The following is a 12,357-nucleotide window of genomic DNA, read 5'->3' as shown; positions in this document are numbered from 1 at the left end:
CGACGTCCGGCTGACGTCGCCCGGGGGCGGATTTCGGCGATGGCGCACGACGTCGCCCGGTGGCGGGAATCCGTCGACGCACCCGGCGCGAGAGCCCGTCGCCGACGCCACCCGTCGACCCGTCTCCGCGCGAGGAGCGACCCCCGACGCCGTGTGCGCCGGGGGTCGCTGCCGCGTCTGGGGCCGGCGCGGTTTCCGCGGCCGGCCGTGGCCTCGAGCGGGCGTCAGCCGGTGAAGGGCTTCGCCTCGAGGATGCGCACCGCGGCGAGCTTGCCGTTCGGCAGCTCGTACTCCGCCTCGTCGCCGACCTTCTTGCCGTTCACGCCCCTGCCGAGGGGCGACTGCGGCGAGTACGTCTCCACCTCGGAGCTGGCGTACTCGCGCGAGCCGAGGAGGAACTTCAGGGTGTCGTCCGGGTCGTCGTCGAAGGAGATGGTGACGACCATGCCGGGCTCGACGACGCCGTCGTCGGGCGGGGTCTCGCCGACCTTCGCGCGCTCCAGGAGCTGCTGGAGCTGGCGGATCCGCAGCTCCTGCTTGCCCTGCTCCTCCTTGGCGGCGTGGTAGCCGCCGTTCTCCCGCAGGTCGCCCTCTTCCCGAGCTGCCTCGATCTTCTTGGCGATCTCGGTTCGTGCGGGACCCGACAGATCATCCAGCTCGGCCTTGAGCTGGTTGTACGCCTCCTGAGTGAGCCAGGTGACGTTGTCGCTGGTCTGGGTCACAGCTGCTCCTTGCGAGTACTCGGGATATAAAGCAACGCCCTGCCCTGAAGGTTGCTGCTGTCCAGGGCGGGCGAAACATCGAGCTTAACAATTACCGCGTGAAACGGAAGAAGGGGGAGCGGAAAGTGTTGATGCGGTGACCGTCAGTTGCTCTGTGCCGGTCGGCAGCCGATCAGTTGGGCCGAGGAGGCGCGACCGGTCGTGCGCAGCGAGACGACCTCGTCGATGCGGGTCTCGCGCTGCTCGAAGGTGAAGTCCTTGCGGCCCACCTCGCCCTTGTCCTCCGCCAGCGCCCGAACGGTGCACACGCCGGTCAGGTCCCGGTCCTTGTGGACCTCCAGCTGGGCCTGGACCTCCTCGTCCGAGATCACCTTGAACTTGATCAACTCGGCGTTCACATCGCTGCCCTTGGAGATATGTCCGAAACCGATCCACCCGATCAGGGCGAGCGCGGCAGCTCCCAGACAGGCCCCGACGATCTTCAACCGGCGGTCCGTGCGCTCCTCGTCGCTGGCAGAGCGCCCGTACCGCCCGGCGGGCAGCGGGACTTGCGGCTCTGCCATGGTCACTTCCTCGGCGGTGGTGCGGCGGGTGCGGCTCGCGGTGCCCGAGCAGCGGGGTGCGAAGTGTCGGTGGGATGCCGGAATATGTCCGTGCACTCGCTAGTCACTATAGAAGCCGTCTCCCGCGACACATCACCGAGGACTGCCTTGACTGAATCGACCGAGCAGCTGCGCATGATGGCCGTGCACGCGCACCCAGACGACGAGTCGTCCAAGGGCGCCGCGACCATGGCCAAGTACGTCTCCGAGGGGGTGGACGTGCTGGTCGCCACCTGCACCGGTGGCGAGCGCGGCTCCATCCTCAACCCCAAGCTCCAGGGCGACGCCTACATCGAAGCCCACATCCACGAGGTCCGACGCAAGGAGATGGAGGAGGCCAGGGAGATCCTGGGCGTCAAGCAGTCCTGGCTCGGCTTCGTCGACTCCGGCCTGCCCGAGGGCGACCCGCTGCCGCCACTCCCCGAGGGCTGCTTCGCCCTCCAGGACGTGGACGAGGCCGCGGGCGAACTGGTCCGGCTCATCCGCGAGTTCAGACCGCACGTGATCACCACGTACGACGAGAACGGCGGCTACCCGCACCCCGACCACATCATGACGTACAAGATCAGCGCGGTCGCCTTCGACGCCGCCGGCGACCCCGAGCGGTACCCGGAGGCCGGCGACCCCTGGACCCCGCTGAAGCTCTACTACAACCAGGGCTTCAACCGCCCCCGCACCCAGGCGCTGCACGACGCGCTGCTGGAGCGGGGCCTGGAGTCGCCGTACGAGGAGTGGCTCAAGCGCTGGGACGAGTTCCAGCGCAAGGAGCGGGAGCTGACCACCTACGTTCCGTGCGCCGACTTCTTCCCCGTGCGCGACCGTGCGCTGATCGCGCACGCCACGCAGATCGATCCCGAGGGCGGCTGGTTCCGGGTGCCGATGGAGCTCCAGCAGGAGGTGTGGCCCACCGAGGAGTACGAGCTCGCGCAGTCGCGGGTCGAGACCTCCCTCCCCGAGTCGGACCTCTTCGCGGGCATCCGGGACACTTGAGCACATGAGTACGTCTGTGCCCCTGGGCCATGAGTCGGATCTGTCGTCGCTGCTGCTCCTCGCGGACAAGCTCGACGAGAGCAAGGTGACGCCCGGTGTCCTGGGCTTCCTGGTCTTCGCGGTGATGGGTCTCGCGGTGTGGGCGCTGATGCGTTCCATGACGCGGCGGATGGACGCGGTCCAGGGCAAGCGCTTCGACGAGCCCGCCGCCGCGTCCCCCGCGGCAGCGGCGACCCGCAGCGCCGGTTCCGGGTCGGATGCCGGTTCCGGGTCGGGCGCCGGATCCGCGGCGAGCGAGGGCGACGGCGCGCGGCAGGGTGACGACGGCCGGAGCGGCCCGAGCGGGAGCTGAAGAACGACACGGCCGGAGAGTCCGGAAAGGACCCTCCGGCCGTGCGGTGTGCCCGGTGTGCCCGGCCGTGCGGTGTGCCCGGCGCGGGTGCGTCGGGCGGGGCCGCCCTCAGCCGAGGACGCCCACCACGTCGCGGGACTGCCGGGTCGGCACCATGCCGAGCTGCCAGGCCTGCCAGCCCGTCTTCAGCTCGATGCCCCGCTCCAGCATCAGCGTGTACGCCTCCGCGCTCTCGTGGAGCGAGGCGTCGCGGTTCTGGTGGTCCTCCCTCAGCAGCGTCGCCAGCTCCTCCTGCGCGACCGCGACGCCGACCGCCGAGCCGCCCGGCGAGGCGAACGGCAGCAGGGTGCAGCGCAGGAAGCGCGCCCAGTCCGCGCCCCTGCGGTCCGCCGGCTGGGGGTCCTCCTCGCCGTCCTCCGCCTGGCCCGCGGTGAACAGCCGCAGCGCCTCGTCGGAGAGAGCCAGCCCCGGGCTGAACTTGCCGTTGCCGGCCTCGATGATGGCCAGCTCCAGACACGACCAGGCCTCGCCGTGGGCGTCGCCCACGCGTTGGAAGTCGGCCTTGGCGTCCTGGAGCAGCTGACGGGCGAAGCCGCTGTTGTGCAGGGTCCCCGCACGTGCCGCGCGCTGGTCCCGGCTGACCCGGCCCAGGTTGTGCCGGGCACAGGCCAGCCCGTACACATCCCGCATCCGGCTGAAACTCGACCGCGCGCGCTCCAGCTCCTGGACGGCGCTGTCCCGGTCCCCGGACTCCTCCAGCGCAAGACCGAGGTAGTACAGCGACCACGCCTCGCCGCGCACGTCCTCGCTCTCCCGGTGCCGGGCGAGTGCGGCGTGCAGCTCTTCCACGGCCTCGCTGACGTCGCCGCCGTAGAGCTGGAGCCGGGCCAGCTGGGTCTGTGCCCACGCCTGGCCGCGGCCGTCCTGGGTGCGGCGGTAGTCCTCCAGCGCCTGGTGCAGCTCGGTGTACGCCTCCTGGAGATCACCGCTGCGCAGCAGCGTCTGGCCGAGCTGGAAGTGCGCCCACGCCTGGCCGTGCAGGGACTCGTTCTCCTCGTGCAGGCCGAGCGAGCGCTGCAGCATGTCGAGCGCCTCGTCCACCCGACCCCGGTCCCGCTGGACCGCCCCGAGCGCGTGCAGGGTCCAGGCCCGGTCGCCGCGCAGGGTTTCGCCGGTCTGCAACTCCAGCGCCTGCCGCAACTTGGCCGCGGCCTCCCGCAGTTGGCCCTGGTGGTGCAGGGTGATGCCCAGCTCGCGCAGGGTCCGCGCCGCTCCCGCCGGGTGCTCGGCCTCCAGGTAGAGGTTGACGACGGAGGCCAGCGTGGTGTGCGCGTGGTCCAGCTCGCCGAGCTGACGGGCGGCGACGCCGGTGCGCCACTGCACCGAGCGGGTCAGCAGCCCGCGGTCGACGGCCTGGGCGAGGTCGTTGAGCTCGCCCAGCCGGTAGAGGTCGCCGCGCAGCAGGCAGTAGTCGCACAGCGCGCCGAGCAGATGAAGTACGGCCGACTGGTCGACGCTCTCGTCGGCGTGCCGCAGCGCCGCGGTGATGAAGCTCGACTCGTGGTCCAGCCAACGCAGCGCCGATTCGAGGGACTTGAAGCCGTGGCCGCCGAACTCCCCGGCCCGCGTGGAGGTCTTGCCGTCCACCATCCGGATCACCGTGTCGGCCAGCTCGGCGTACGAGCGGATCAGCCGCTCCTGCGCCGCGCCCCGGTCCTCCGCCGGCTCCTCGTCGAGGAGCCGTTCCAGCGCGAAGTGCCGTACCTGGCCGTGGAGTCGGAAGCGGGTGCTGCGGACCCGCTGGATCAGCCCCGCCGCGGCGAGCGCTTCCAGCTGGCGCGTGGCCTCGCGCTCGTCGGTGGACAGCAGCGCCGCCGCGGCTGCCGCGCCCAGGCTCGCCCGGCCGGCCAGCGCGAGCCTGCGCAGCAGCCGCCGACCGGATTCGCTCTGGTCGGCGTAGCGCAGCGCCATGGCGCGCTGGACCGGGTCCAGCGCCGCGTCCGGCCCGTACGCCTGCAACTCGTCCGCCAGCCGGGCCGCGGTGCGCTGCCCGACCAGCGCGGAGCCGGCCAGGTGGAGCGCCAGCGGCAGCCCGCCGCACAGCTCCGAGATCCGCTCCAGGGCGGTGGCGTCGTACGGGTCGTCCACCGTGGAGTCGCCGCCGGTCGCCTCCGCCGCGGAGTGCGAGGCCGCGCGCAGCACCTCCTCGGAACCGGCCGAGTCCAGCGCCCCGACCTCCATGTGGTGCACCCAGGCGGTGAGTTCCTCGGGCAGCTCGATCCGGTCGGGGCTGCTGACCAGCACCAGGCTGTCGGAGCGCTCCGGCACCAGGCTCGCCACCTGCTCGGCGTCGCTGATCTCCTCCAGGACGATGGTGACCGGCACCCCGGTCAGGGTGCGCTGGAACAGGTCCTGCAGTCGGCGCAGCTGTGCCTCGCCGGCGCCCTCCCGGGCCGAACTGCCGCGGAAGAGCAGCTGCTCCCTGGGCGCGCCGAGCCGGTTCAGCAGATGCAGCAGCGCGTCGCGGGTGGAGAGCTGGTTGCCCTCGCGGGTGTCGCCGCGCATGTCCACCACGCAGGCGCCCCGGAACTGGTCGCGCAGCTCGTGCGCCGCTCGGATCGCGAGGTTGGTGCGCCCCGAGCCGGCCGGTCCGTGCAGCACGACCACGGTCGGCCGGGTCTGCGGACTGGCCCGCGCCTGGTGCACCCACTGGGCGATCTGGCTCAGCGACTCCTTGCGGCCGGCGAACACCCCCTGCGGCACCCGCAGATGACGGAAGGAGTCCTCCAGCTGACTGCGCCGCTTCGCCTCGCCGCTGCGGTCCCGGCCGCGGATCTTCGGCTGCTGCCGCCCGGTCCCGGACCCACCGGCACTGCTGCGCTGCTTGGGCAGAGTGCGCGGTGCCACCATCCGCTGCTGCTCCAGGTACGGACGGATGCCGCGGACGTCGAGCGCGGTGATCCAGGTCAGCTGCAACTGGGCGACCCCGCCCGGCTGATGACGCGCGCCCGCGCCGCGCTGGGCGGCCCACATGTGTGCGATCAGCACCTGAGCGACCGCGCCGAGGGCGCCGAACGCCACCACCACCCCGCCTGCTTTCATGGCGTCGTCGAAGCCGTGTTCGCGGTCGAAGAGCAGGATCGCCACGAAGGCCGTGAAGATCGCGCCGATGGCGGGGCCGAGCGCCTTGGTCGTGAAGCGCTCGGAGAGGTGCCGGGGGCCGGTGGCGTCGAGGGCCTTGAGGTAGGCGGCGTACTCCTCCTGCACCCGGTCCGTCATCTCGGGCAGCGAGGCGCGCGCCCTGGCGTAGAGCACCTTGCCGTCCGTCGTGCCGCCCGAGCGCCGGACCTCCTCCTCCACGGCCTGGGCGAGCAGCCGTTCGACTTCAGCGCGGTCAGTGTCTCTCAGCTTGTTGGCCCCCGACATGCGTACCTCTCTGTAGACCTGATGGGGGCAAGTCTTCCGCTTTACGGCCACGACCGACACCCCGCGCGTCGTGGTTGTGGGGTGGGTTGGGGGAGTTGGTCGCGTATGTGATCGGAATGGGTGACACTCAACTCGGTCCCGTGTACGCGTACTTGGGCGCGCCGGGCGTCGTCGGGCGGTGGGTCGCGCGGGGCGACGCGGGCCGGAAGCGTTCGAAGTGTGCGCGCCCGGACCGGTGTTGACGCCGGCCCGCGGTCAGCGCCGGCGCGCCCGGACGAGGGCCCACCAGAGCAGTCCCGCGGTGAGCGCGCCGAACCACAGCAGGGCGTACGGATGCGGCAGCAGCGGATACGCGGGCGTGGCGAGCAGCAGCAGTACGAGCGGTGCGCGGCAGTGCCACAGCAGCACGTTCAGCGCACCGGTGTTGCCCATCGCGGTGTCGGTGCCGATCAGCAGATGCGGGGGCATCTGCCCGCGGTACGCGCCGGCCAGCGCCGCCGCCGTACAGGCCGGTACGGCGGCGAGCAGCGTGAGCGTCGACGGCTGCGGGCCGGTGGTGACGGCCAGAAGTGCGGTGCCTGCCGCCACCGCGAGGCCCAGCACCGCGATGGGCAACGGGGCGTGCCGCAGGGCGAGTCGGCCGCGGGGCCAGGGGAGCGGGCCGGAGCGCATCGGGTCGGCGCCGTCGAGTTCCGCGCCGACGGCCGCTCTGCCGGCCGCGCGGCTGAGCAGCGCGAGTCCCAACGCCGAGGCCAGTACGCGCAGTTCGCCGGAGGTCTCGGCCGCGAACCGGACCACCGCGGTGGCGGCGAGCGCCCAGACGAGAGTGCCGGTCATCCGCCCGGGCGCCCTGAGCAGCGCCAGCAGATCGCGCCAGGGCACCAGCAGCCATCGGGTGCGCGGCGGCTCCGGCCGCCACCGTGCGGGCGCCCGGCGGTACACCCCGGAGGCCAGGCGCCGAGCGCCGCCGAGGTCGAACGAGTAGAGGGCGGCGGTGAGTTGGTGCGCCACTGTGCTCTGCAGCCGCAGTACGCGGGCGGGCACGCGCGGCGCGTCGCGCAACGCCCACCGACCCAGCAGCGCCAGGGTGGCGCCGCTCAGCAGCACTCCGGCCGCCGCCGTCCCCCAGCCCGCCGCGCCCCCGAACTGTCCGGCCGCCGCAGTGAGCGGAAGCGCCGGCCATGCCCAGGGCCCGGACCACACCAGCAGCGTCGCGGGCCAGTCCGGCCCGCCGGGCGCGAGCCGTGCGCAGGCGACCAGGCCCGCCGACACGGCGAGCAGCCCGACACCGGCGCGCAGCAGCGTGAACTCCCGCGCACCGGCCCGGGTCAGACGCTGCTGACGGCGCTGGACCCACACCCGTACCGCGGTGCAGAGCAGCCCCGTCACCGTGCCCCACCACAGCCCTGCCGACGTCGTCGCCCACCAGGGCGTCGCCGTCACGGCCTGGAGCGCGAAGCCTGCCATCGCGCCGAGCACCGCGCCGCCGGAAGCGGCGATCAGCGCGGTCCGCCGCAGCACCGGCAGCAGAACCCGCGCCCGGACGATCGGGTGCGGCAGCAGCCAGGCCGCGTCGGGTCGGCTCAGCAGCACCGGTCCGCGCCAGCAGGCCGAGCGTGCGCCCGTCAGCAGCACCAGCGCCGTCACCACGACGACCAGCGACGGCAGTACGGCGAGCGTGCGTTCGGCGATCAGCCCCTGGGCGGCGCCGCTGCGGGCCGCGTTCGCCGCGGCAGCGAGGTAGGGAACGGCCCAGATGCAGCTGAAGACGGCGAGGCAGTAGATGACGTACAGGGTGCTGCGGGCGTCCTCGCGGCGTTGCCCGCGGCGCAGTACGCGCAGATGGGCGAGGGCGAACTCGGTGCTGTCGACGGCGGGGTGGGGCTCGGCCCCCGGCGGGACGTCCGACTCGGCGGGCGCCGGGGCGGTGTCGGTGGCGGCGGCGTGCTCGGCGGGCTCGGCGTGCTCGGCGGTGGTCGCGCGGTGGTCGGCGTCGGAAGCGGAAGGGGGTGCGGCGGGTCGGTCGGTCACGGTGCGGGGTCAGCCTCTCCGCCGTCGGTCCTGCTGCGGTTCCCGTCGCCGTCGCCGTCGCCGTCGGTCGCGGCGCCCGGGGAGGTGGAGCAGAGGCGGCCGTCGTACAAGGTGTGTGTCGCATCGGCGGTCTGTTCGGCGAGTTCCGGGTCGTGGGTGGCGAGCAGGATCGCGCAGCCGTGTGCTCTGGCCTTCCGCAGCCGGGCGGCCAGTTCCGCGCGTGCGTCGCCGTGCAGCCGCTGCTCGGGCTCGTCCAGGATCAGCAGCCGGTACGGCCGTACCGCCACGGTCGCCAGCGCCATCAACTGCCGCTGTCCCGAAGAGAGTTCGTCGGGCAGGGCGTCGGTGTGGCCGCTGAGGCGGTGCGCCTCCAGCGCGGAGTCGACCAGGGCCCGTGCCCGGTCGTCGGCGCCGTGGGCGAGCGCGACCAGCATCAGGTGCTCGTGGACGGTGAGATCCGGGTAGCAGGCCGCCTGGTCGAGTACCGTCGCGATCTCGGCACGCCGGTCGGCGTCGTCCTCGTCGACCGGCGCGCCGTTCAGCAGCGCGCTGCCCGCGCTCGGCTCCTCGCGTCCCGCCGCGATCCGCAGCAGCGTCGACTTGCCGGAGCCGTTCTCACCCGTCAGTGCCACACAGCGCCCCGCCGCGACGTCGAGGCTGACCCCCGCCAGTACGCGTCGTGCGCCGTAGCGCTGCTCGATCCGGTCGAGTCGCAGCATCTCCCACCCCGTCGTCTCTCGTCCGCCCGCTGTCCGGAAGCAAGGACGCGCGGGGCCGCCCTGCAGTTGACCTCCGGCCGCCGCTCGACTCGGTGCCTGCCTCCGCCGGACTCCGCCGTCCGCCTCGTCGGTCGTCACCCCGCCGCCGCCCGTACGGGTCTCCCGCGGTGTCAGTCCGCGGACTCGTCCAGCCGGGCGACCAGACGTTTGGGGGCGGCCAACCGGTAACCCTCGGTGATCAGCTCGGCGATCTCGTCCCACGGCGGCTCGCGGTCCAGATGGACGCCGACCCAGCCCTTGGGGCCGAGGTAGGGCGGTTTGAAGAACCGGTCGGTGTCGGAGGCGATCAGCTCCTGCTGCTCCTCCGCGGTGGACTTGATCCAGACGTCCGGTCCCTCGCGGTCGGCGTGGATCGCGAAGGTCCGGTCCCGCACCTTGAAGCTCGGGTGGTGCACGGTGGTGCCCTCGTGTGCCTCGGGAAGGGCCAGGCAGCATTCGCGCAGCCGCTCCAGCGGGTCCCGCCGGTCGTCGGTGTCCATGCCGCCCAGCCTAGGGCGGAACCGGTACCCGCGGGCGCCCGCGGGTGCCGGGCCGCAGGTGCGCCGGGGTACGGACCGCGGGGTACGCGCACGGGCCCCGGGGGTACCCGCCGCGTCCGAGGGACTTCGGCGACGGGCTGCCGCGAACCCGTCGCGGACCGTCGCCGGACCTCTCCTCGCGGGCCGGGAATACGGCGCGGGGAGGGTATGTTGTGGGTGGTAGTTGAAGCATCAACAATACGGAAGGGGTGAACGCGGTGCAGTTCGGCATCTTCACTGTCGGCGATGTGACCACCGACCCGACGACAGGTCGTGCACCCACCGAGGGTGAGCGGATCAAGGCGATGGTGGCCATCGCGCGCAAGGCCGAGGAGGTCGGCCTCGACGTCTTCGCCACCGGCGAGCACCACAACCCGCCGTTCGTGCCGTCGTCGCCCACCACGCTCCTCGGGTACATCGCGGCGGCGACCGAGCGGCTGATCCTCTCCACCTCCACGACGCTCATCACCACCAACGACCCGGTGAAGATCGCCGAGGACTACGCGATGCTCCAGCATCTGGCCGACGGCCGCGTCGACCTCATGATGGGCCGCGGCAACACCGGGCCGGTCTACCCGTGGTTCGGGCAGGACATCCGGCAGGGCATCCCGCTGGCGATCGAGAACTACGCGCTGCTGCGGCAGCTGTGGCGGGAGGACGTCGTGGACTGGGAGGGGAAGTTCCGCACCCCGCTCCAGGGCTTCACCTCGACGCCGCGTCCGCTGGACGGCGTACCGCCCTTCGTCTGGCACGGCTCGATCCGCAGTCCGGAGATCGCCGAGCAGGCCGCGTACTACGGGGACGGCTTCTTCGCCAACAACATCTTCTGGCCGAAGGACCATTTCAAGCGGCTGATCGATCTCTACCGGCGGCGCTTCGCGAGCTACGGCCACGGCACCCCCGAGCAGGCCGTCGTCGGCCTGGGCGGCCAGGCGTTCATCCGGCGCAACTCCCAGGACGCGGTGCGGGAGTTCAGGCCGTACTTCGACAACGCGCCGGTCTACGGCCACGGGCCGTCGCTGGAGGAGTTCACCGAGCAGACGCCGCTGACCGTCGGCAGCCCGCAGGAGGTCGTCGACAAGACGCTGACCTTCCGCGAGAGCTTCGGCGACTACCAGCGCCAGCTGTTCCTGATGGACCACGCAGGCCTTCCGCTGAAGACTGTGCTGGAGCAGCTGGACCTGCTCGGCGAGGAGGTCGTGCCGGTGCTGCGGGAGGAGTTCGCCAAGGGCCGCCCCGCGGAGGTGCCGGACGGTCCGACGCACGCCGCGCGCCTGGCGCAGGCGTCCGCCGTCGCCACCGCGGGCGCCTGACCGCGCGGACGGGCGCGGCGTTCCCGTCGGGGCGCCGCCCGTCCGCCGCCCGCTCCCCGTTCACCCCTCGGAGAGGAGCCCGTCATGGAGCCCGTCACCCTCACTGTCGTCAGCGCCGGCCTCGGCAAGCCGTCCTCCACCAGGCTGCTCGCCGACCGTCTGGTCGAGGCGGTGGTGCGCCGACTCGACGCCCGTACGGGGGAGTTGACGCACGCCGAGGCCCAACCCCGCCCGGGCGGGGGCTCGGTGCAGGTGCGCGTCGTCGAACTTCGCGACCTGGCAACGGAGATCGCCCATCACCTGGTCACCGGTTTCCCCGGCCCCGCGCTCCGCGAGGCGCTGGAGAGCGTCGAGCGGGCGGACGCGCTGATCGCCGTCACCCCGATCTTCGCCGCCTCCTACAGCGGACTGTTCAAGTCCTTCTTCGACGTGCTGGACCGCGAGGCGCTGGACGGCACCCCCGTGCTGCTGGGGGCCACCGGCGGTACGGCGCGGCACTCGCTGGCGCTGGAGTACGCACTGCGCCCGCTCTTCGCGCATCTGCGCGCCGCACCGGTGCCGACGGCCGTCTTCGCCGCCTCCGAGGATTGGGCCGGCGGGGACGCGCACACAGCCGACCTGCCGTCCCGCATCGACCGTGCGGCAGGTGAGTTGGCCGCGCTCGTCGGTGCCGCCCCGGCGGTCCGGAAGCCGCGGGACGGGAGCCCGCGGGACGAGGAGGTCGTGCCCTTCGCCGACCAACTGGCCGCGCTCGGCGTCCAGTAGGGCCCCCGCGGGCAGTGACGCCCGTCCGGGTCGCAGCGGACCGCGTCCCGAACACGCCCTGAGCGGCGGCGTGTTCGGGACGCTCCGCGTGTGCGGGGATGCTCCGCGCGCGGGGACGTTCCGTGCGCGGGGAGAACACGTGTGGCAGTGGTGCCGGGGAGGGGCGCGGCCGGTGCAGGTGTCACCCCTCGGAAACCTGTTCGGTGCGGACCGCCTCCAGCAGCTCTTCGCGGTGTACCGGGAGGCCGGGCAGCGGCGGGACGCCGGGTCGGGCCCGCAGCCCCTCGATCACCACCTCCACGAACCGCTCCACGAGCCGGGTGCCTGTCGCCTCCGGCATGCGCGGAACCGGGCGGGCCACCGCCGAGAGCATCATCTGCAATTCGACCGGCGTCACGTCGGCCCGCAGGTGCCCGGCCTGCTGGGCGCGTTCGAAGATGTCGGCGGCTGCCGCGTACCGCTCCTCCGCGAGGGCCAGCAGCTCGGCGTCGTCCTCGACGCTCGGGGCGAGGTGCCGGGCGAGCGTGGGAACCAGCAGGCCGAAGCGCAGCCGGGCCAGCGAGCGTACAAACAGCTCCCACGCCTGCGCGGCGTCGCCGCCCGACTCCGCCCGGGCGCGCTCCGTCGCCTCGCCGATCGCCTCCAACATGTCCACGATCACCGCGCGGACGAGGTCGTGGCGCTTGGGGAACCGGCGGTAGAGCGTCGCGATGCCCACCCCGGCGCGCGCGGCGACCCGTTCCATGGCCACCGAGGTGCCCTCCTCCGTGAAGACCCAGCGCGCCGCCTCCACCACGGCCTGTCGGTTGGCGCGTGCGTCAGCGCGCATGGGGCCTCCTCGCGAGACAGGTGGAAGAAA

At 72.8% G+C, this 12,357-nt stretch carries 11 protein-coding genes; 4 read left to right on the top strand and 7 right to left on the bottom strand.

All coding sequences use genetic code 11. The features are described from left to right. Positions 1–224: 224 nt before the first annotated feature. Together greA and JGS22_RS03155 are read right to left on the bottom strand one after the other, a co-directional pair. Complete coding sequence (gene greA / locus JGS22_RS03160) at positions 225–722, bottom strand: transcription elongation factor GreA (RefSeq protein WP_211039141.1); 498 nt, start codon at positions 720–722, stop codon at positions 225–227. Positions 723–865: 143 nt separating this feature from the next. Next, positions 866–1,285 carry a DUF4307 domain-containing protein gene (locus tag JGS22_RS03155; protein ID WP_211039142.1) on the bottom strand — a complete coding sequence of 140 codons (420 nt, stop codon included), beginning with the start codon at positions 1,283–1,285 and terminating at the stop codon, positions 866–868. A gap of 177 nt (positions 1,286–1,462) precedes the next feature. Here JGS22_RS03155 and mca point away from each other — a divergent pair, with 177 nt between their 5' ends. Beyond that, entirely contained in the window at positions 1,463–2,314 is an 852-nt protein-coding gene (gene mca / locus JGS22_RS03150) for a mycothiol conjugate amidase Mca (protein WP_211039149.1), read from the top strand. A gap of 4 nt (positions 2,315–2,318) precedes the next feature. Further along, positions 2,319–2,666 (top strand): hypothetical protein, encoded by a 348-nt coding sequence (locus JGS22_RS03145; protein WP_211039143.1) that lies wholly within the window; start codon positions 2,319–2,321, stop codon positions 2,664–2,666. Positions 2,667–2,774: 108 nt separating this feature from the next. On the opposite strand, the gene JGS22_RS03140 is transcribed toward JGS22_RS03145, so the two are convergent. The 4 genes from JGS22_RS03140 to JGS22_RS03125 all read right to left on the bottom strand — a co-directional run bounded on the left by JGS22_RS03140 (position 2,775) and on the right by JGS22_RS03125 (position 9,381). Continuing rightward, positions 2,775–6,092 (bottom strand): tetratricopeptide repeat protein, encoded by a 3,318-nt coding sequence (locus tag JGS22_RS03140; protein WP_211039144.1) that lies wholly within the window; start codon positions 6,090–6,092, stop codon positions 2,775–2,777. Positions 6,093–6,347: 255 nt separating this feature from the next. Beyond that, positions 6,348–8,123, bottom strand: a complete 1,776-nt coding sequence (locus JGS22_RS03135) for a DUF6297 family protein (protein ID WP_216814824.1) — start codon at positions 8,121–8,123, stop codon at positions 6,348–6,350. Next, positions 8,120–8,842 carry an ABC transporter ATP-binding protein gene (locus tag JGS22_RS03130; RefSeq protein WP_211042603.1) on the bottom strand — a complete coding sequence of 241 codons (723 nt, stop codon included), beginning with the start codon at positions 8,840–8,842 and terminating at the stop codon, positions 8,120–8,122. Before JGS22_RS03130 ends, JGS22_RS03135 begins: the two co-directional genes overlap by 4 nt. Positions 8,843–9,012: 170 nt before the next feature. After that, complete coding sequence (locus JGS22_RS03125; RefSeq protein WP_211042604.1) at positions 9,013–9,381, bottom strand: MmcQ/YjbR family DNA-binding protein; 369 nt, start codon at positions 9,379–9,381, stop codon at positions 9,013–9,015. 257 nt (positions 9,382–9,638) lie between these two features. Here JGS22_RS03125 and JGS22_RS03120 point away from each other — a divergent pair, with 257 nt between their 5' ends. Beyond that, positions 9,639–10,733, top strand: coding sequence for an LLM class flavin-dependent oxidoreductase (locus JGS22_RS03120; RefSeq protein WP_211042611.1), 1,095 nt, complete (start codon positions 9,639–9,641; stop codon positions 10,731–10,733). A gap of 84 nt (positions 10,734–10,817) precedes the next feature. Then, positions 10,818–11,498, top strand: a complete 681-nt coding sequence (locus JGS22_RS03115; RefSeq protein WP_211042605.1) for an FMN reductase — start codon at positions 10,818–10,820, stop codon at positions 11,496–11,498. 181 nt (positions 11,499–11,679) lie between these two features. Here the strand turns inward: JGS22_RS03115 and JGS22_RS03110 are convergent, their stop codons facing one another. Continuing rightward, positions 11,680–12,327 carry a TetR/AcrR family transcriptional regulator gene (locus JGS22_RS03110; protein WP_211042606.1) on the bottom strand — a complete coding sequence of 216 codons (648 nt, stop codon included), beginning with the start codon at positions 12,325–12,327 and terminating at the stop codon, positions 11,680–11,682. Positions 12,328–12,357: the final 30 nt, after the last annotated feature.

This window comes from Streptomyces tardus (assembly GCF_018101125.2).
GTDB lineage: Bacteria > Actinomycetota > Actinomycetes > Streptomycetales > Streptomycetaceae > Streptomyces > Streptomyces tardus.
This window is presented reverse-complemented; position numbering and strand designations above follow the sequence as displayed.

Excerpts from the sequence above, each read along its gene's own strand:
- JGS22_RS03145 (WP_211039143.1), top strand. The coding sequence starts at position 2,319 with ATGAGTACGTCTGTGCCCCTGGGCCATGAGTCGGATCTGTCGTCGCTG.
- JGS22_RS03125 (WP_211042604.1), bottom strand. The coding sequence starts at position 9,381 with ATGGACACCGACGACCGGCGGGACCCGCTGGAGCGGCTGCGCGAATGC.
- JGS22_RS03140 (WP_211039144.1), bottom strand. The coding sequence starts at position 6,092 with ATGTCGGGGGCCAACAAGCTGAGAGACACTGACCGCGCTGAAGTCGAA.
- mca (WP_211039149.1), top strand. The coding sequence starts at position 1,463 with ATGGCCGTGCACGCGCACCCAGACGACGAGTCGTCCAAGGGCGCCGCG.
- JGS22_RS03110 (WP_211042606.1), bottom strand. The coding sequence starts at position 12,327 with ATGCGCGCTGACGCACGCGCCAACCGACAGGCCGTGGTGGAGGCGGCG.
- JGS22_RS03130 (WP_211042603.1), bottom strand. The coding sequence starts at position 8,842 with ATGCTGCGACTCGACCGGATCGAGCAGCGCTACGGCGCACGACGCGTA.
- JGS22_RS03115 (WP_211042605.1), top strand. The coding sequence starts at position 10,818 with ATGGAGCCCGTCACCCTCACTGTCGTCAGCGCCGGCCTCGGCAAGCCG.
- JGS22_RS03155 (WP_211039142.1), bottom strand. The coding sequence starts at position 1,285 with ATGGCAGAGCCGCAAGTCCCGCTGCCCGCCGGGCGGTACGGGCGCTCT.